General features: G+C 34.7%; 16 protein-coding genes. 5 read left to right on the forward strand and 11 right to left on the reverse strand.

Going from position 1 to position 20,785, the window contains the following annotated elements; genetic code table 11:
• Positions 1-123 precede the first annotated feature (123 nt).
• Positions 124-876, reverse strand: a complete 753-nt coding sequence (locus C8D70_RS10675; protein ID WP_076597043.1) for a polysaccharide deacetylase family protein — start codon at positions 874-876, stop codon at positions 124-126.
• An 84-nt stretch (positions 877-960) separates the two neighbouring features.
• Positions 961-1,926: an NAD-dependent epimerase/dehydratase family protein gene (locus C8D70_RS10680; RefSeq protein WP_110367298.1), complete on the reverse strand. Its 966-nt coding sequence runs from the start codon at positions 1,924-1,926 to the stop codon at positions 961-963.
• Between the two features lie 204 nt (positions 1,927-2,130).
• Here C8D70_RS10680 and ggt point away from each other — a divergent pair, with 204 nt between their 5' ends.
• On the forward strand, positions 2,131-3,819 hold the full coding sequence (gene ggt, locus C8D70_RS10685) for a gamma-glutamyltransferase (protein ID WP_110367299.1): 1,689 nt from the start codon (positions 2,131-2,133) through the stop codon (positions 3,817-3,819).
• Positions 3,820-4,084: 265 nt separating this feature from the next.
• Here ggt and C8D70_RS10690 read toward each other — a convergent pair whose 3' ends face one another.
• Together C8D70_RS10690 and C8D70_RS10695 are read right to left on the reverse strand one after the other, a co-directional pair.
• A complete protein-coding gene (locus C8D70_RS10690) occupies positions 4,085-4,666 on the reverse strand; it encodes a hypothetical protein (RefSeq protein WP_136522495.1) in 582 nt (193 codons plus the stop codon).
• 4 nt (positions 4,667-4,670) lie between these two features.
• Positions 4,671-6,623, reverse strand: coding sequence for a hypothetical protein (locus tag C8D70_RS10695; protein ID WP_110367301.1), 1,953 nt, complete (start codon positions 6,621-6,623; stop codon positions 4,671-4,673).
• A 282-nt stretch (positions 6,624-6,905) separates the two neighbouring features.
• Between C8D70_RS10695 and C8D70_RS10700 the strand changes: the two genes are divergently transcribed.
• Positions 6,906-8,186, forward strand: coding sequence for a dicarboxylate/amino acid:cation symporter (locus C8D70_RS10700; protein ID WP_076597046.1), 1,281 nt, complete (start codon positions 6,906-6,908; stop codon positions 8,184-8,186).
• A gap of 144 nt (positions 8,187-8,330) precedes the next feature.
• On the opposite strand, the gene C8D70_RS10705 is transcribed toward C8D70_RS10700, so the two are convergent.
• The 6 genes from C8D70_RS10705 to gyrB form a co-directional block, all read right to left on the reverse strand.
• Positions 8,331-9,182, reverse strand: coding sequence for a diacylglycerol/lipid kinase family protein (locus C8D70_RS10705; RefSeq protein WP_076597127.1), 852 nt, complete (start codon positions 9,180-9,182; stop codon positions 8,331-8,333).
• Between the two features lie 43 nt (positions 9,183-9,225).
• The gene (locus tag C8D70_RS10710; protein ID WP_076597047.1) at positions 9,226-10,050 is read right to left on the reverse strand and encodes an RsiV family protein; all 825 of its coding nucleotides are present in this window, start codon (positions 10,048-10,050) and stop codon (positions 9,226-9,228) included.
• 95 nt (positions 10,051-10,145) lie between these two features.
• A complete protein-coding gene (locus tag C8D70_RS10715; RefSeq protein ID WP_110367302.1) occupies positions 10,146-12,080 on the reverse strand; it encodes a DUF3857 domain-containing protein in 1,935 nt (644 codons plus the stop codon).
• A 2-nt stretch (positions 12,081-12,082) separates the two neighbouring features.
• On the reverse strand, positions 12,083-13,975 hold the full coding sequence (locus C8D70_RS10720) for a DUF3857 domain-containing protein (RefSeq protein WP_110367303.1): 1,893 nt from the start codon (positions 13,973-13,975) through the stop codon (positions 12,083-12,085).
• Between the two features lie 399 nt (positions 13,976-14,374).
• Positions 14,375-14,797, reverse strand: coding sequence for a DUF5684 domain-containing protein (locus C8D70_RS10725; RefSeq protein WP_110367304.1), 423 nt, complete (start codon positions 14,795-14,797; stop codon positions 14,375-14,377).
• Positions 14,798-14,878: 81 nt separating this feature from the next.
• Complete coding sequence (gene gyrB, locus C8D70_RS10730; protein ID WP_110367305.1) at positions 14,879-16,813, reverse strand: DNA topoisomerase (ATP-hydrolyzing) subunit B; 1,935 nt, start codon at positions 16,811-16,813, stop codon at positions 14,879-14,881.
• A gap of 234 nt (positions 16,814-17,047) precedes the next feature.
• On the opposite strand from gyrB, the gene C8D70_RS10735 reads away from it, so the two are divergent.
• Genes C8D70_RS10735 through C8D70_RS10745 form a run of 3 tightly spaced genes read left to right on the forward strand, consistent with a single transcriptional unit; the run spans position 17,048 to position 19,914 of the window.
• Positions 17,048-18,391: a cytochrome ubiquinol oxidase subunit I gene (locus C8D70_RS10735; protein WP_110367306.1), complete on the forward strand. Its 1,344-nt coding sequence runs from the start codon at positions 17,048-17,050 to the stop codon at positions 18,389-18,391.
• A complete protein-coding gene (locus C8D70_RS10740; protein ID WP_110367307.1) occupies positions 18,388-19,392 on the forward strand; it encodes a cytochrome d ubiquinol oxidase subunit II in 1,005 nt (334 codons plus the stop codon). Before C8D70_RS10735 ends, C8D70_RS10740 begins: the two co-directional genes overlap by 4 nt.
• A gap of 6 nt (positions 19,393-19,398) precedes the next feature.
• Positions 19,399-19,914 (forward strand): ClbS/DfsB family four-helix bundle protein, encoded by a 516-nt coding sequence (locus C8D70_RS10745; RefSeq protein WP_110367308.1) that lies wholly within the window; start codon positions 19,399-19,401, stop codon positions 19,912-19,914.
• A gap of 18 nt (positions 19,915-19,932) precedes the next feature.
• Here the strand turns inward: C8D70_RS10745 and C8D70_RS10750 are convergent, their stop codons facing one another.
• Positions 19,933-20,673, reverse strand: coding sequence for a hypothetical protein (locus tag C8D70_RS10750; protein ID WP_110367309.1), 741 nt, complete (start codon positions 20,671-20,673; stop codon positions 19,933-19,935).
• Between the last annotated feature and the right edge of the window lie 112 nt (positions 20,674-20,785).

A 20,785-nucleotide genomic window follows, 5' to 3' on the forward strand; every position in this document is an offset into this window, starting at 1 on the left:
ATTCAGGCTGCAAGTTGTTTTGTTGCGAGTTGCGGGCGGGTTGCGGATTTCTTGTGTTACGCAAAACATTAACCCTTGCATTCTCTCCCTGATCACTTTAACCTGAAACCTGTTATCTGTCACCTAAAAAATATAATCTTTCATGCGGGAAGTAGCCATTTCCCTATTATTGAGAAAAGTGAGGAGGGCATCTAATTTGTCCTCCATTTTTTTGCCCGAAAATAGGCTTCGGTAAAAAGGAATATCAAAACGGTATTTCCTGAAATCTGTAAACTGCCATGTGTTCAGATAGATCAGTACAAATTCTTCATTCTGCAAAGTTTCCAGCACCATATTCTGATAATACTTCATCGGCAGAATCTGAAATACAAAATCATTATAAGGCAGCTGACTGTATGGAGAGATACTTTCCGGAACAATACTCAACCCGTCCTCTTCTGTAATTTCGGTATCTCTTTTTAGTCTTTTGAAGGGGAAAAGAATATTGGCATTGTCGATATTGGAAACATAATTAAATTCCATCAGCTTCAAAATTTCCTGTGAAACCTTTACATCTTTCTGACGAATTCCCCTGATCTGTTTTTCCAAAAGATCCTGAATATTCTTTTTGGCATTTTCTATTTCTTCCGGATTTGACCCTTTATTGTAAAAAGCAATTTCATGCCCTTTGGATGAAATTGCTTTTATTAAATTCTGAAGTTTTTCGATAAGAGAAACCTCTACAAAAAAACTTGATTTGATATCATGAATATCTAAAATTCTAAGAATCGCTTTGGTATTATCTTCTGTAATTTTCAGTCTCTCATCTGCAGTAATCCGGGAGCCTTTTTTCACTTCAGCTTCGACACACGTGATGTTAAAAGTCAATAATACCATTTAAATTAAAATTTATATAAATTCTATAAAATATTAAAAATCAGATGTTAAAATAATCATTAATTAAAGTATTACTTTACATTATTAATTCTTACCTAATTTCACTTTCAGATTCTTGATCATATCTTTGGTCATTTCAGAAATTCCGAAATCATAAGTCAGACCCCAGTCTTTTTTAGCGACTGAATCATCAATGGAAGCGGGCCATGAATCTGCAATTGCCTGTCTGAAATCCGGCTTATAATCGATCGTAAAATCCGGAATTTCTTTTGTAATTTCTTCTGCCAGTTCTTTTGGAGTAAATGACATTCCACCCAGATTATAGGAAGAACGAACTGTTACACTTTCTTTGGGGGCATCCATTAATTTCAAAGTTGCGTTGATGGCATCATCCATATACAACATCGGCATTCCTGTATTCTCTGAAATGAAACTGGTATACTTTCCGTCTTCAATCGCTTTATAGAAAATCTCAACGGCATAGTCGGTAGTTCCACCTCCTGCCGGAGTTTTCCAGGAGATCAATCCAGGATATCTGATACTTCTTACATCTACACCATATTTGTCGAAATAGTATTCACACCACTTCTCCCCTGCCATTTTAGAGATCCCGTAAACAGTTGTTGGATTCAACACTACATCCTGTCCTACATCATGCTTTGGAATTCCTTTCCCAAATACAGCAATTGAACTTGGCCAGAAGATCTTTTTAAGAAGCCCTTCTTTTGCCATTTCACAAAAATGAAGCAGTGGTTCAAGATTCAGTTTCCACGCAAAAATTGGCTGCTTTTCAGAAGTTCCGGATAAAAGCGATGCCAGATGATACACTGTTGTGATATCATAATCTTTGATCACCTGTCTTACCAATTGGGTGTTGGTAACATCCATTCTTTCATAGTGTCCGGCAGAAGTAATTCCTTCCTGCCATCTGTCCAATCCTGAAGCAACAACATTTTCCGCTCCGTGAATTTCAACAAGTCTGTTCGTCAATTCGGTACCAATTTGTCCCAAGGCACCTGTAATCAGTATTCTTTCCGTATAGGATTCCATTTTTCAGATTTTTTTAGAATTCTACAAAAGTAAAAAAAACATGTCAACCATAATAAAAAAGGTGTATTTAAAAACATTCCTTTGCTAAAAGATACTGATAGCCAGTGAAAATTTTCCTGAACAATAGAAATAATCAAATGCAATCATCACAAGCTGACATTAACTTAAAATTCAATAATTTTGCTGTAAGAAAAAAACAATCATATGAAGAAGATTTTAATTGCTTCGATGCTTTTGGCGGCACAGCTCAGCTGGGCTCAATTTACTGACATCAATATCATCAAAGAAGTACAGGTAAAGAACAAAGGTGTTGTGGTCTCCGCACATCCATTAGCCAGTGAAGCCGGAGCCAAAATCTTAAAAATGGGCGGAAATGCATATGACGCTGTTACCGCAACACAATACGCCCTTGCTGTTGTGTATCCGCAAGCTGGAAATATCGGAGGAGGAGGATTTTTGGTAGGTGTGAAAAATAACGGTGAAAAATTTACACTGGATTACAGGGAAACGGCTCCGAAAAAAGCTTCCAGGGACATGTACATTGATAAAAAAGGAAAAGCAGATACAGATCTTTCCCAAAACGGAAGGCTGGCAGTAGGAATCCCGGGAAGCGTAGCAGGATTTTTTGCGACACTGAAATACTGCAAACTTCCTATGGAAAAAATTATCCAGCCCGCCATCGATCTTGCTGAAAAAGGATTTGCCATCACGGATAAAGAAGCAGAAATGCTGAATAACCAGAGGGAAAAATTCCAGAAACATAATAAATCATCGATCATTTTTGTAAAGGATACTCCATGGAAAGCCGGGGATCTGTTGATCCAAAAAGACCTCGCCGAGACCCTGAAACTGATCCAGAAACAGGGAGCTAAAGGTTTTTATGAAGGAAAAACAGCTGAACTTTTAGTTGCTGAAATGAAAAGAGGTAACGGAATCATCACCCTGGAAGACCTTAAAAATTATAAAGTTGCTGAGAGAAAAGCACTGGAATTTGATTATAAAGGAAATAATGTTGTTACCATGCCTTTACCATCAAGCGGTGGAGTTCTTCTTGCGCAAATGCTCAAAATGGCTGGTTTTGAAAATCTTGAAAAGTACCAGCAAAACTCTGCAAAAGCTGTTCAGATTATGACTGAAGCAGAACGAAGAGCTTATGCAGACAGAGCAGAATATATGGGTGATCCGGATTTTATTCAGGACAAAACCTCTTACCTGATCTCTGATGATTACCTGAAAGGAAGATGGAAAAGCTTCAGTTTTGATAAAGCGACACCCAGTGCAGAAGTAGGCAAAATCATAGAACAGCCTAAAGAATCGATGCAGACTACCCATATTTCCGTATTGGATAAAGACGGAAATGCAGCTTCTGTAACGACAACTCTTAACGGGTATTACGGGAGTAAAGTATTAGTTTCGGGAGCCGGATTCTTTTTAAATAATGAAATGGATGATTTCTCTATCAAACCAGGTGTACCGAATATGTTTGGAGCAGTAGGCGGTGAAGCCAATTCAATACAACCTAACAAGAGAATGCTTTCTTCTATGACTCCCACCATTATTCTTAAGAAAGGAAAGCCTTATATGGTAGTGGGAACACCGGGAGGAACTACAATCCCGACTTCAGTGTATCAATCCATTGTGAATGTGGTAGATTTTAAACTGAATGCGAATATGTCTGTCAACGCACCAAAATTCCACCACCAGTGGCTTCCGGAAACCATAACAGTTGAAAACAACTTTCCGGAAAGTACTATTTCTGAACTGAAAAGTAAAAATTACATCATCGAAAAGACAAAGTATATTGGAAAAACGGAAATGATTGTCCTTGATGAAAACGGAAATATTCATGCTGTCGCTGATGGCCGTGGAGATGATTCTGTAGCAGTGGAATAATTTATATTACAATCAAATAAATACAGCTTCATGTACGAGGTTTTGACTTTAAGGAAATGAAGCCGGAGTTTTTGTATCAAACTTGTGATAAACATTTTATAATATTTTTAATCACTGCAAGATAAAAAAATAACCTTGACCGTTTATAGTCAAGGCTATTTAGTTTAATTTATCAACAGTTCATTTAAATTCTCTAATCCCTACTGATAATTAATCATTTATAAAAATATATCCAAAAATTTCTTTACTGTAAAATTGAAAAAGTTTAGACTGTTTTTATTTTCTCTTCCAACCACGAAGATAATTCCTCTGGCGTATCTAATCGGTTTTCGCAACCTTCCAAAATTAATTTTTTAGAATATTCTTTAAGTTCAGTATATGATATATTAGAAAAATCTTCCAAATCTTCAATTAAAAATTCATCTGATTGAAAGAAAAAAGAAGACATAAAATACCCATACCTAAGACTGTTCAATAAACTATCTCTACTCATTTTATCTTTGTTTTCAAGTAGTATATTAAAAGGATTTATTTTTAAATATTTATTCAATATGATTAAATCATCATACTCATATAAATCAATAATTCTAGAATCTGGATTGGCAGATATTTCAGGTCTGTTATTATTATTTACCAAAATTTCTTCCCAATCTTCTTTAGTAAAATCTATCCATAATTCAGTATTTGTAATAAATAAACTTTTAGTAACTTTATACATAGTCATAGAATACGCAAAAGCATCAATTCTTTCTTTTTTTGAGAACTGTTTAAAGTAATCTTTATATAATCCCGAATAATCGACATTAGGATTACTATCCATCATTTTTATAAAACCTATTGCACTCATATTATTATTTTATTTTTGTTGTTATCTCTTTCCATCCTTGCAAGTTTTCTGTCGTTTGATATCCTATATTTAAGTTAGAATTTTTTAAATCAACATTTATTGCTTTAAATAGATCAGGAAATTGTTCAGCTTCTAATTTTGTTGGTTGATAATGTCCAGATAAATTAGATATTCTTTTTATTTTTCCTTTAACTATTTTTAAATCTCCTGCCGCCAATACATCCTGAGCACTACCTAAAAAATGGTGTTTTTTTCCTAAAAGCAATTTTCCTTCTGTTGTAATTACATAATCAACATTTTGAGGATAATTTGCCAAAATCCCATCTATTTTAATTAATCCATTTTCAACTTCCGCAATACCAAATAATTTTCCATCTGGTGGCATAGATTCTTTTGGATATTTATTTGATATTTTTGCAAACTTACGTAGTTTCTTTAGAAGCTCACTTTCCTGTTTTATGTTTTTAATAGCATTTCCAATTAATTTAGCCTCAATTTCAGGTAATAATCCCACAGCAATGTTATTCAAAATTATCCAAAATTCCTCATCTATTTTCTTATCAGTAAAATATTCAGCAACAAAGCAAGGAATATAAGTTACTTTCCCTTTACCTAAAACTAATTTCATTGGAGCAAATGGCAGTTGTAGTTCATCTGGGCCAATTTCTTTCTCATTATAAGGCATTACGATAGAGGCATTATCATATCCAAATAATGCAGTACCTACCCTATATTTTTTTTCTTTTTCTAAATAATAAGCAAAGCCAGTATATCTTATAAAAGGATCATTAACACCGTCAGAAGACTTATATTCCTCATAATCAATATCAAATTTCCATGCCTGTTCGAGTTCTTTATTGGTCCAGTTTTTAAGACCAATTCTTGAAAAAGTTGTAATTAATACTTCAATATGCTTATTGCTGAATTTTTCAAATACTTGGCGGACAGCCTCAGGATTTTTATTGATTTGATTGTACCACCAATTCGCATTTTTTACACCTTTCAGCAGATTAATAATTGAAATATTTTCATTAGTACCAGATGTATCAATAGCTTTTTCAGAAAGGGAAACAAAATCCTTCCAAAGCATTTCATCTGTAAGGACTTCCAAAACAAAATCAGGGATATTTTCATATAAAGCATCTATAATATCAGGGTTGCTTTTAGCGGTTGCAAAAAAATGTTTATAATATCGTATAATATCATTTTTCATTTGCTCAGCTTGTGAATTACCTTTTATAATTCTCAAAAATTCAATGAAAGTTTCTGCATTCCCAGTATAAAGCTTTATTGCAATATATTCATCATTCAGTTTGAAATCATAAGGACTTTCTGTGGCATCTGTTTGTGCATCGGAAAATTTCTTATCCTCTCCATCTTTATAGATAAAGTTAAGATTATAGGTTACTTTATAATTGTCAAAATATATCCCAAAATTATAAGAGTTACTCAGTAAATTTTTTCTGGTATTTAATTTGGCTAAATCAAAAGTCGCCTGAATTTCTGTATCATTCTTTTTATATACAAAGGGTTTGTTATTTTTAATACTACTGAATACAGGAGCATTAAACGAGGAAGAACCTGAATAAACGTTCTTATCTTCCAATAGATACTTTTCTGGCTCAAACAAGAAGTTATTTATCAGTCCTAATTTTTCTTTCAAATCTTTTGCGAGAAGCTCATAGTTAATCCCACCGGTATAAAAGTCTTGAGATAATGCATCGTAATCTTTCGTTGTGGGTTTATAAAAGAGGCTTTTTTTCCAAAAAGGTGTACTTAATGCATATTCATTGGAAATTTCATCAAATGTTTTATTGGTTCTTATCTGTTCAAAAGGATCTCTGCCACTCCCATAAATTCCTTTTTTAATCTCTGCAAATTGTATGATGCGGCTTCCTCGAAGCATTTGCTTGCTTTCGTCGTCAAAATCGTCAATGTCGTCTAAAATATTTTCCATAAAATCATGTTTTTATTATTTCCTTTTTCTGAAACGTTTCTAAAGCAAATGTAAATGGAAGTAGCGACAAGACTTGACGTGTTAAAATATCTACTATACTTTTTTTAATATTATTGAAAACTTGAGGAATGACATATTATTTTTCAAATTTCCCCGATTATAGTGTTTAGATGATATTATCTACAGATAAAACTTCTCTACAGATTCTTTTCAATGACTTTTGTTATGTTTTTAGATAAATTTTCTTAATTTTCGCCCTTAAAAAAACAAAACGACTGTTCTTTGAAAGCAAAAAAAATACACAATCAGCTTTATTTCCAGGTGATTATCGCCATCATTGCAGGTATTCTTCTGGGAAAATTTTATCCTGAGTTAGGAGAAAAGATGAAACCTTTGGGAGATGGATTCATCAAATTGGTAAAAATGATTATCGCTCCGGTAATTTTCATTACACTTACCTTAGGAATCGCCCACATGACCGATTTGAAAAAAGTGGGCAGAATTGCAATCAAAGCAATGATCTATTTTTTTACCTTTTCAACTCTGGCTCTTATCATAGGGTTATTAGTAGGAAATATTCTTCAACCGGGTCATGGTTTACATATTGATCCTTCTACTCTTTCGGGTGATGTTTCACAGTATCAGGCAAAAGCTCATGAATCAACACTTACGGGCTTCATTATGAATATTATTCCGGAGACATTATTCAGTCCGTTGGTGGGTGAAAATATCCTTCAGGTTCTTTTGGTGGCTATTTTAATGGGAGTTGCTTTGGTTTTAACAAAAGAGAAAAGCCAGAAAGTAACTGATTTTCTACAGGATCTGTCAACTCCGGTATTTAAAATTGTTCATATGCTGATGAAACTGGCCCCAATCGGAGCTTTTGGCGCAATGGCATTTACCATCGGAAAATATGGACTTCATTCTGTTCTGAATCTTATATTCCTGGTAGGTACATTTTATATTACGTCTATCCTTTTTGTCGTTCTGGTATTGGGAGCAGTTGCATGGTATAACGGATTTAATATTTTTAAACTCCTTTTCTATCTTAAAGAAGAGCTTCTTCTGGTTTTGGGTACAAGCTCATCAGAGTCTGCTCTTCCCGGAATTATGGAAAAACTTGAAAAAGCTGGCTGTTCAAGGGCAATTGTAGGTTTGGTAGTCCCTACCGGATATTCTTTCAATCTTGACGGAACGAATATCTATATGACGCTGGCCTCTCTCTTTATTGCGCAGGCATTAAATATTCATCTTCCTATTGAAAAGCAACTGATGCTTCTTTTGGTGGCAATGTTAAGCTCAAAAGGCGCAGCTGGCGTTACTGGTGCAGGATTTGTTACCCTTGCAGCAACACTGGCCGTAGTTCCTGAAATTCCGATTGCAGGAATGACCTTAATTCTTGGAATTGATAAGTTCATGAGCGAATGCAGAGCTTTGACCAACGTAATTGGAAATTCCGTAGCTACTGTAGTAGTGGCCAACTGGGAAAAACAGCTTGATAAAAAACAGCTTCAATACTGTCTGGATCATCCTGCTGAAGTGGAGAAAAAACTCGAAGTTTAGATAGGTGGCAGATAACAGGTTTTAGGTTACAGGAATTGAATAAATAACGTCGATAGTAAATTTCACTTCGCAGGTGAATAATCAATTTAGAAAATCAGAATGTTCCTCAATCATTAACCAACCCAAAACTTTAAACCTTGAACTTTAAATCAAAATATTCAAACTCGCCGGCTGTACTTTAACATGAATTGGTGATTTGATCTTATTGAATTCACCATCAAGATGCCAGTTTTTGGTATTGACTTTAAAAGATATTTCAGAAACTGGAAGATAGGTAACATATTCATCATCTTTCAGTCTTTTGGTAAACATACGGAAAGCAAAAAGTGCAGAATAAGTTAACGGAAACTTTTTTACCAGAACCATATCGACCAAACCATCACTTTTACTGGCCTTCGGTGCAATATAGGCGTTGTTGCCAAACTGGCGGGTATTGGCGATATTCATCATCAGATACCTTCCATTATACTGCTGATATTCCTCATCAAAAAATTTCACCTTGATGGGTTTGTAATTGAAAAAAGTTTTCAGGGAAACTTTGATATAGTTTTTGAATCCACGGCTTGTTTTTTCAAATTCTTTAACCACTTTACCGTCAAATCCCGTCCCCGATACATTAATGGAAAGCCTTTCGTTCACAGTAAATGTGTCAATCTTTCTGGAGTTTTTAGCTTTTATTTTTTCTAAAAGTTCATCCAGATTTTTACTGAATTGTGTTTCGTTGGAAAATCCATTTCCAGAACCTGCGGGAAAAATTGCCAGAATTTTATCTGTATAAATAAGATTTTTAGCCACCGTAGAAATAGTACCATCGCCTCCTATTGCCACAAAAATATCCACCTCTTCAAAATGAGACTTAATAAATTCCTCTGTTCCGGGAATAGATTCTGACACATAATACAAAGGGTTATTAACCTTTGTTTTAAGTTCGTTTAAAAACGGCTGATAGTTTTTTTTGGCCGAAAAAGGATTGATAATAAAAGCAACTTTGTCCATTACCACAAAATTAAAAAATGCTTCCAGAACTGGAAGCATTAATTTACTTAATTTTCATTCTTTCTTTAAATTCTGTATTTAATGTGCCTTTCAGGTCTTCCCAGGAAACCGGAATAGTAATATCTCCGGCGGCAAAAGCAGCAATTTCATAGGGGCTGTAGTGAAAATACAGGTTTTTATCATCAAAATAAAAGTTATCAGATGCCGGAATTTTATCCACTAAAAGCATTTCGGAGTTCTTCACTTCTCCGTCACCATCCATCGTACCACTATTCATTTTATCAATATTTTTCATCAGAATGGCTTCAATTTTATTTTTAGGCATTGAAGTAATATCTTTCAATTCTAATTTTTTATTGTTTTTAAGGTCAAAAACCCTTTCGGAAAATCCGTAGTTATCATGTGCTCCTCCTTCATACCCGCTTCCCAAATACTGAATATGCATATAATCGTTAGAATTAGAAATAAGATTCATATGCGAACTAGAATACCAGTTTTGAGCATAAGTAACGTCTGATGCCCAATCTTTATTATCATTTTTTACAGAATTGAAATAATTATTTTTTTCATTATCCAGATAAGCCTGAAGACCGGCTTTGGAAAAATCTTTAATGTTTACATTGTGGAAATAGATGCTGTCTAACAGTTTTTTATCTTTTAAAGTAGGGAAAACAAGGAGTTTTGAAGTAAAGCTCACTTTTAAAGAGTCTGTAATTTTTGTAGAATCATTGACTTTTACGGAGTCTACCACAAATTCTTCAGTAGCTTTGTTTTCTGTTTTTTCTCCTGATGCCGCTGTTTCATTTTTTTTACAGGCCGTAACTGCCAGGAAAGAAGATAATGCTATAACAGCAATCGTATTTTTCATAATTCTATTTTTTTTTGTTAATAAATGCAAAAACCATTCAAAAGATGAATGGTTTTTGAAAAAGTTTTATTTTTTTATTTAAATCACGTTAAACATTACTTTTTTACAAGACTGATTACCTGATTTTCAAATTTTGAAGCAACACTCCAGATTTGCTTAAATGCAGGGTAATATTCTTTCGGATAGTCTGAACTGCCAATTTTTGTAGTTGTAGTTACCACCAGCATATTTCCTTTTTGTTCTACAGAATAAGTATATGCTATTTCTTTATCTTCAGTAACAATTCTTTTTTCTTTAGGCATTTCCTCTATCACGTATCCTTCAGGAATTTCAAGAGAGACTTTTTTTATCCTGGTTATAGGGGATCCGAAATCAATAGGATATTTTCTTACTTCAGTTTGATCAAATTCATTAGAATTTTTACTTAAAAACAACATCGGATTGATAATCATTTTCTTCCCAACTCTGTCAATAAGGTTGGATGAAGAGAATTTCATACTGCTTTCAAAATCTCCATTTTCCAGCACTTTTGAATTGATATCCGTAAAATCTATTGAGAAGTTTTCCTTATACTGTTTTTTGTATTTTTCTGCATTATCATCGTAGTTATCTTTAGCATGCATTGCATATGCGCCTGTATCTTTATCCGAATAGGTACCGGAAATACTTCCGTCATCATTGATCCTGGCATTCGCGGTAAGATAAGTATTACTGGATTTCAAATTGGACATTTGAATCTGCAGCGCTTTATCTTTCGTCACAAGAATTCCATATTGATTCCAGTTTTTAAGAGGTATTTCATCTAATGAAGACTGTTTAGAGGTAGCATCATAAATATGCAGCTGCTTATCTATATCAATTGCTGCCAAGACAAAGTTCATATTGGAAATATTAGGTGATACCAGATTGATCAATCCGTTCTCTACTGTAGAAATAACCAACGGATCTGCTTTAAGACCTGCTTCGCGAAGCATCATAACCAGAAAAAGATTGATTTCTGCGGCGTTCCCCGTTTTAGTTTCCAAAAGCTTTTTAATTCCATCTTCGGTATAAATACCTTTATCTTTGTTCCAGGTAAAAGTCTTTTGAACATATGAAAAGATAGCATTTGCTTTTTCAAGGTCAGTTTTCATTTCTAAGACTCCTGCCGGCATATTTTCTTTTGCCAGTTTTGTTCTTTTTATTTCACCTCCAAAATCATCACTATCGTACAATCTCTTTGCAATCTGATCCCATGAAGATGAATACAGTTTAAGCTCTCCGAAATTAGTAGAATTTAACTCAGCGCTGATTTTTGTTCTGAAATTTCTATCATTTCTTACAAATTTTTCAGTTTTAAAACCATTCAGATTTTCATAAGCAAACCTAAAGGTTTTGTATTGAGCTCCGTACAGATATCTTTCTTCCATTTCTCTATACTTAGGGCTGATTCCTCCCGTATAGTTTACATTATAAGACATATTGATGGGCGTATCAAAAACATATTCCGTATTCAGTGAAGGAGTATCAGATTCTATCAATACTTCTGGAATCATAAATCGAAACGGAGATATTATTTCATATTGATATTCTATGACTGATCCATTTTTCACGCCTGGAAAAGCAAATTTTGTTAAAGTAACATATTTATTCTCTTTACTTTTATATTGGGAACTTTTTTCCACTTTTACAGGAACCGTAGTTCCATTTTCAAGATTATAGGTAAAAGCTTTGAACTTCCCTAGTGATTCTCTGTTGGTCCCAACATTATAAATAGGAATTTCAAGATTCAACCAGTCTTCAGCTTTATCTTTATTATAAATCTTAACTCTGTAAAAATATCTTTTGTGCAGATTGCCTGTATTGGCATCCACCATAAAATAAGCAGATTTGTATAAAATTTCGGCCGGAGCATTTTCATCTAATAATGATTTTGCTTTAGATAAATCTGCATCATTAAATTTAGGAGGATTCAGAAATTCGTATTTTTTCTGAGCATTGAACAATATTGCATTGGCAGAGCAGAAAAGCAATACTATAATTTTTTTCATTTTTATATTTTTGTTATTAAAATTTTTGAATTGTCCATATTCAGAATCTTCTTTCTGAAACTGATGTAATCATTGTACTTTTCTTTTGGATATAATCCCTTATTAATCTGCATCTTTCTGGTTACTTTTACCTGTCCCTCACTTGTAGCAAAACTGAGTTTATAAGATCCAAATTCAGAAGTGATGGTTGAGTTATCCGGAGTTTCATCCACTTTATAACCTAAAGGAAGGACAAACGCAATTTCGTATTCGTCCTCATAAGACATACCGACTTCAAAAGGAAGCTCACGGCTTTCATCAGTTTTAAAGACAGCATCAGTAAAAATAGGCACAGATCTGAACAGAAGGCTGTTTCCCGCTTTTTTGGAAAAATTATTGGTTTTAAAATCAATGTCATAGGTAATAACAGCATTATCTCTGTCATTATTAAAGTTTTTCATTTCAACTTTTTCAAAGTTTAAAACATCAAATATTCCTTTCAGTGCATCATTTTTTTCCTTAGGACTAAGATTGACAAATCTTAAATTATAATCATATTGATTTCCGGTATAGGAAAAGTTACCGGTTCCGGTAATACTGTTATCTTCATTAAGATTAACCCTCAATGTTTGTTTTTCTTTGTTCTGTTCGGCTTTATAAACAGGGGTATTAATAAGCTCAATTCCTTTTGGAGTTACAGCGAGTACGTTCCTGTCCGTAGTACTGTAACTTAAATGGTTAAAAGCTATTTGCTGAGAAGTATTTTCAAGCCAGATATTTCCCTTTTCTGTCGGAACCATCAGAATAATATGGTTTCCGCCCATGGAAGGAAATTCCGGATCAAAGGAAACCTGTGAACGACCGGAATTGATAATACAATAATGAGAAGGAATTCCTGCTTCGTTCAATAGAATTTTCATATAGTTTGTAAGCCCCTTGCAGTCACCATAGCCTTTTTTCTGAACCTCATCCGGCAACATGGGCTGCCAGCCTCCTATTCCTAATGAAACAGCAATATATCGGGTTTTGTTCTGCATGTACTGATAAATCTTCTTTACTTTATCTTCTACAGATCCCTGTAATTGTAAAGAGGCTACTTCAGCTTTGATAGCGGGAGTTGACGCAGAAACAGGTACCAAAAGATCATTGTAAATCCAGGTTCCGAAATCTGTCCAGTTATTTAAAGTTCCCTGCTTTCCTGCCAGACTGAATTTCGCTAAAGCAAAATTAACTGCAGGTAAAATTTTAACAGGCTGTGGAATCATAAAAGCATCATCTATAGCAGGTACATTTTTATACGAATAGGTTTTATCATTTGCACTACCGCTTTCTGTTACCGATGCATAATTATATTTTGAAGGATAAATCTTAGATCGAAGTTCGATTCCCGAAGTGTTAATGATTTTGAACTGTGCTTCTTCCAGAGATATCTTAGTAGAAGTAAACGGTACAAAATCCGGGATGAAAACAGTATCTTCATCTTCCGCTTCATACGAAAAATCAACAGTATAAGGGTATTGAACCGGCGTATATGAATAAACCAGTATCCTGTTATCAGAATAAAAAACACCCTGAGGATTGTTGGCTACATCTTTAAAATCAGATTTTGAAATACTTTTAATTTTTTTTCCGGCTTCATCATAAATCGTAACTTTTATGTTCGAAATACTTTTTGACTTATCATAAGAAATATAAGCTACTGCTTCACTATCACCATCTTTATTTAAAACTGTAGTTACCTTATTTTTCTGATATTTTATTTCATCAATTTTATGAATCTGGACTGTTGTAAAATCCTTTCGAATAACAACATCAGCATTTTTCTTTAAATTCTCCGGAATAGCAGAGGCAGGATAGCTCTGTGCGAAATATAATGAGGCAGTCGATAAAGCCCCAAAGACTAATATTTTCATCATAGTTATTAAGATTGTACAAAAATAATAAAATCTTAATAACTGTTAAAAAAAATATAAAAGGCTTCAACATATGAAGCCTTAACCTCATACTTAAAAAGCATCATTTTAAATACAACTAAAATAAATTCAACAAATTAACACTTTGTATTGTCAAATTTTGAAAAGTTAAAAACAGGATATTTATACGCATTCTATATTGGGAGAAGGTTGTATCTATTCTGTGCTATGAATGGATAAACTTCATCTTGTCTGCATTTCAAATTTAAAATAAATCACAATTCGTGCAATTTTAATAATGTAGAATCAATAAGAAGAAGAAATACCATAAATTATACAATTGAAAAATTATTTATAAAAAAGACTTCATTTCTGAAGTCTTTAAGCTTTTTTTGTTACTTTTTAATCATTTGGAATCAGTTTACTATTGTACTGATCGTTTCCAAGTCCTAATACAGGAATAAAAATAAATCCAAAAAGGAGAATCAGAATGGTGTACAGAGGCGTTTCTTTTGCAAAGCCTTTGGCAAGCCTGTCATATACAACCCAGCATGCATAGATATTCACCAATGGAATAAAGAAAAGAATGATCCACCAAATCGGTTTTTTAACAATTTCCAGTAATACGATGGTATTATAAATAGGAATAAAGGCAGCCCAGGCATCTTGTCTTCCTGCTTTCTGGAAGATTTTGTACATGCAGTATCCATAGAATATATAGCAAAGTAAGCCGAAGAACATAGTTCCGATTCCTAATCCTGCAGCCACTGCTCCAGAAGCTGCATCCATCCCGTTGTAAGGATCTGTTTGTAAAAGAGTTAACATATTATTGTTTTTTTTGGTTTATCCAAATATAAAAAAAGCCTCTAAATAATTAGAAGCTTTTTTGTTATATTTTAAAAACGTTTATGCATCAATTTTTGCATATTTTGCATTTTTTTCGATAAATTCTCTTCTTGGCGGAACCTCATCTCCCATTAACATTGAGAAAATACTGTCTGCCTCCACTGCATTATCAATGGTTACCTGTTTCAGGATTCTATGCTCAGGATTAAGGGTAGTTTCCCAAAGCTGTTCAGGATTCATCTCTCCAAGACCTTTGTAACGCTGTACCTCTACTCCTTTTCCGTCCGGAGACATTTCTAAAGTAAACTCTTCACGTTCTTTTTCGTTGTACGCATATACTTTTTTGTTTCCTTTCTTTAATAGGTATAAAGGTGGTTGAGCGATATAGATATATCCGTTCTCAATAAGTTCTTTCATATACCTGAAGAAGAAAGTAAGGATCAATGTAGAAATGTGAGATCCGTCAATATCGGCATCGGTCATGATAACGATCTTGTGGTATCTTAGCTTAGCCATATTTAATGCTTTGCTATCTTCTTCTGTACCTACAGAAACTCCAAGTGCTGTGTAGATATTTCTGATTTCTTCATTGTCATAAACTTTATGAAGCATAGATTTTTCTACATTTAAAATTTTACCTCTCAATGGAAGGATAGCCTGGAAGTGTCTGTCTCTTCCCTGCTTAGCAGTTCCACCTGCGGAATCTCCCTCTACAAGGAAAATTTCAGATTCTGCCGGATCTTTTGATGAACAGTCAGATAATTTTCCAGGAAGACCCGAACCTCCCATCGGAGATTTTCTCTGAACCATTTCACGGGCTTTCTTCGCTGCCTGTCTTGCTTTTGCTGCCAAAACAACTTTCTGAACGATCAGTTTTGCCTCAGAAGGGTTTTCTTCAAGGAAATTGGTAAGCATTTCCCCAACAATTTTATCTACCGCTCCGGAAACTTCAGAGTTTCCTAGTTTTGTTTTAGTCTGTCCTTCAAACTGAGGCTCCATTACTTTTACAGAAATCACAGCTGTTAATCCTTCACGGAAATCATCTCCTGTAACTTCTACTTTCTCTTTCTGTGGAATCCCCAGATCATCAGCATATTTTTTAAGGGTTCTCGTCAAAGCACGTCTGAAACCTGCCAAGTGAGTTCCTCCTTCATGAGTGTTGATATTGTTTACGTAAGAGTGAAGATTTTCGTTAAAAGAAGTATTGTAACGCATTGCTACTTCTACAGGAATATCATCTCTTTCTCCTTCCATGAAGATTACATGTTCCATGATAGACTCACGGTTTCCGTCAATGTAAGCAACAAATTCTTTTAATCCCCCTTCAGAATGAAAAACTTCTGAACGGAAAGATCCGTCTTCCAACTTTTCTCTTTCATCCGTTAATGTAATGGTAATTCCTTTATTAAGGTAAGAAAGCTCTCTTAAACGGCTTGCTAATGTATCGTAATTATAAATTAATTCTGTGAAGATGGTATCATCCGGCTGGAAAAACTGCTTGGTTCCTCTTTTTTCACTGTGACCAATCTCCTCAACACCTGTTTGAGCTTTTCCTCTTGAATAAATCTGCTGGTAAACGTTTCCGTCTCTGTAAACCGTAGTGATCATCTCGTTGGAAAGTGCATTCACACAAGAAACCCCAACTCCGTGCAGACCTCCTGAAACCTTATAGGAGTCTTTGTCAAACTTACCTCCGGCTCCAATTTTTGTCATTACAACTTCAAGGGCAGATTTCTGTTCTTTTTCGTGGAAATCAACCGGAATACCTCTACCGTTATCACTTACTTCAATTCCGTTTCCTTCCTTGATGCTAACGAAGATCGTGTCGCAGTATCCTGCCAATGCCTCGTCAATAGAGTTATCTACTACTTCATAAACCAAGTGGTGAAGTCCTCTGACTCCTACATCACCAATGTACATTGAAGGACGCATACGAACGTGCTCCATTCCTTCCAATGCCTGAATACTACTAGCTGTATATTGTTTTTGACTCATATTAAAAATTAAAAATCCTGCTACATGCAAAGACTTACAAATATCGTGATTTTTTTCGAGGTATGAAAGTTAAAAAGTGTCAAAAAAATGTAGAGTTTTCTTTAGAAAAACATAAGGATTAGTGAGCCGGTAAAAGAATCAAAATTAAAATGTATTGTTGAGATAGCAACTGTTGTAAATCATATTCAACATCAATAATTTATGCGTAAATTTATTTACTGAAAAGTTGATATTATGGATGATTTTATAGCAGCACGCGCTCAGATGGCACTCTCTCTGGGCTTTCATATCATATTCTCCTGTGTGGGTATGGTGATGCCTTTTCTGATGGCTTTTGCCCATTGGAAATACCTAAAGACCAATAATGAAGTATATAAAGGACTGACAAAAGCATGGAGCAAAGGGGTAGCTATCCTTTTCGCTACCGGAGCAGTTTCAGGAACAATGCTTTCCTTTGAACTTGGACTTCTATGGCCTGGATTTATGAAACATGCCGGTCCTATTTTCGGGATGCCTTTCTCTCTGGAAGGAACAGCCTTTTTCATTGAAGCAATTGCTATCGGTTTCTTTTTATATGGCTGGGAAAGATTCAATAAATGGTTTCACTGGTTCTGCGGGTTTCTTGTAGGATTGAGTGGACTTGCTTCCGGAATTCTGGTGGTAGCGGCCAACTCGTGGATGAACTCCCCTACTGGTTTTGATTATATTAACGGGCAGTATCTTAATATAGATCCTATTAAAGCGATGTTCAATGATGCATGGTTTCCGCAGGCTCTCCATATGACGGTGGCTGCATTTTGTGCAACAGGATTTGCTGTAGCTGGAGTACATGCTTTTATGATTATGAGAAAAAGAAATGTTGAATTTCATACCAAAGCTTTCAGAATTGCGGTAGGTTTTGCCTTAATTGGAGCATTCGGCGCGCCTTTAAGTGGCGATGTTGCTGCAAAATCGGTAGCAGAAAGACAACCTATCAAACTGGCGGCTATGGAGGCTCATTTTGAAACTGAAAAAGGGGCCTCATTTGTGATTGGGGGAATTCCTGATGAGGAAAAAGAAGAAGTGAAATATGCGGTAAAAATTCCAAAAGTGTTGAGTTTTCTGGTGAGCAATGATTTCAATGCTGAAGTAAAAGGTCTTAAGGATTTTCCGAGAGATGAATGGCCTCCGATTGCTGTTGTTCATTACGCTTTTCAGATCATGATCTTCTTTGGAGTGGTGATGATTGGTATTGGCACTATTTATTTGTATGCCTTCTTCTTCAAAAAAGATTGGCTGAGTAAAAACTGGTTGTTAAAAACGTTCTTAATAGCAACACCTTTCGGATATATTGCGTTGGAAGCCGGATGGACAGTGACAGAAGTAGGAAGACAGCCTTGGATTATTTATGGAATCATGAGGACGGTAGACGCTGTAACTCCTATGCCGGGAATACAGTATTCATTCTATTTCTTTACTGCTATTTTCGTATCATTATCATTGATCCTTGTTTTCCTTTTAAAGAGACAGATTCAAATGGTACCGAAACTTTACGATCCTACAGATGCTCAGTTTAACGATAAAAACAAAAAATCATGATTTACATTGTAATAGGTTTTCTCTGGCTATCCATCTGTCTTTATATTATTCTGGGCGGAGCTGATTTCGGAGCTGGAATTGTGGAGCTTTTCACCCATAAAAAAGCCCGCCATAAGACTCAGGAAATAATGTATGAATCTATTGCCCCTGTTTGGGAAGCCAATCATATGTGGCTGATTATTGCTATTGTAATTCTTTTTGTGGGGTTTCCTGAAATTTATACCACCATGTCAACCTATCTGCATATTCCTTTGGTTTTGATGCTTTTGGGAATTATTGCAAGAGGAACAGCATTCACCTTCAGACATTATGATGCTGTGAAGGATCACTGGCAGGTTTTATATACTCAGATCTTTTATTATGCCAGTCTTTTAACCCCTTTCTTTTTGGGATTAATTGCTGCGGCAACCGTTTCACATTCTATCAATCCTGATGCTATAGGTTTTCTGGATCTGTATGTGTTCAGCTGGCTGAACTGGTTTGGGGTTTCCGTAGGTTTATTTACGGTAGCGCTTTGTGCTTATCTTGCTTCTATCTTTTCATTAAGAGAAACACGTGATAAAACTGATCTTTTATTAATGATCAGAAAATCCAAACAGACGATGATCTTTGTTGTGATTACAGGTATTTTGGTATTTGTGACCGCTTATATTTCAGACATTCCCCTTTTGATGTGGGTATTTTCTAAACCTTTGGGGATTATGGCCATTGCCTTTGCTACGATTGCCTTATTGCTTATTCTAAGAGCCTTGAACCGTCAAAAGCTGCTTCCTGTTCGTGCTTTGGCTGGATTTCAGATGGTGATGATTTTAGTGGCGGCAACGTATCAGCATAATCCGGATATTATTTTATTAGGAAACGGACAGCATCTTTCATTGCTGGAACATATGGCTCCTGAGAAAACCATTGCGGCATTGGGATGGGCACTGATGCTGGGTTCATTATTTATTCTTCCGTTTTTATTTTATCTGATGGCTTCTTTCAGTAAGTTGAGAAAATAGGTGAATATGCAGACTTATAAAGATAAAGCAGAGCTCATTGAGGAGATCAGGAAGAGATATCTAATGTATGATGAGGAATTTAATGATATTAAAGAGGAGAATAAAGATCTTCTTATGGCTGGAGTTGATAAAACTCCATCGCAAAATATCTCCTATCAATTGGGCTGGACTCACCTGCTCTTACAATGGGAATCTGACGAAAGCCAAGGAATTGAAGTAAAAACTCCCACTCCTGATTATAAATGGAATAATCTGGGAGGATTATATCAGTCTTTTTATAATGAATATGGTTCCTATAGTTTACAACAGCAAAGACAGCTGCTTAGAAATCAGGTTGATGAAATTATCAACTGGATAGAAAGCCTTGATGATGATATACTATTTATTCCTGGCAAAAGAAAATGGGCAACAAAACCCGCACTATGGCCGGTCTGGAAATGGATTCATATCAATACCATAGCTCCGTTTAAAAATTTCAGGGTACAGCTTCGGAAATGGAAAAAAGAAAAAGGTACAGAATAGATTTGTACCTTTTATATTTTATAACCTCTTTCTTATATTTTGATAGATCATATTGAATATTGCTAAAACAAATTTGATACAAATCACAATTACAGCAGTAATAATAATTGCAGGAATAGCAAGAATTGATCCTGTAATAGTCCATCCATTATCTATTAATGAATAAAAGCTTCCTCCTATAATTCCTAAAAGCACCAGCATTGCTACAACAATCATCCACCAGTTTTTTCCTTCATAATAAGCAACATCAGATAAAATATATCCAAACCTTTTGCCGTACAGGACTTCTAAAAACATACCTTTTTCATTAGTAATAATAACTTCTTCTCCTTTTGCAAGAATTCTTTTTGAAACTTCAACATCATTATTATTATAAAATAAATTGACATATTTTTCTTTTTGAGCATGATCATAGATCCTTTTCATCTTTATAGATTCCTGACTCATTTCTTCAAGTGCATGCGAAGTAAATACTTCATGAAAATCATAATTCACTCTTGTTTTTGATTCATAGAAAACTACCGTACAAGAATCATCAATAAGCTTTGCTTTTTTTAGAATATAAATTTTTGAGAAATCTTTTTTAATATAACTTTTCTTTCCTTTCAAATAGATGTCCATCCAGTTGATTCCATTTCGTCTTTTTTCACGGTTAAATTCTACGATTTCTCCTTCGTGTAAAAAATCAGAAGTTTTGGAGTTTTCTTCATGAGCCGAATATAGCACCACAGGTTGAAGAATTTTAATTCGTTTTGACATGTTCAATAGGTTTTCAGCCAGTTTTTCAGGAGATGAATATACAAATAAAACCTTCTTTTACAATGCCCTACAAAAAAAAGACTGCCCAAAAGCAGTCTTTCTATTTATACTA

The sequence above is a fragment of the Chryseobacterium sp. CBTAP 102 genome, assembly GCF_003201365.1.
Classification (GTDB): domain Bacteria; phylum Bacteroidota; class Bacteroidia; order Flavobacteriales; family Weeksellaceae; genus Chryseobacterium; species Chryseobacterium candidae.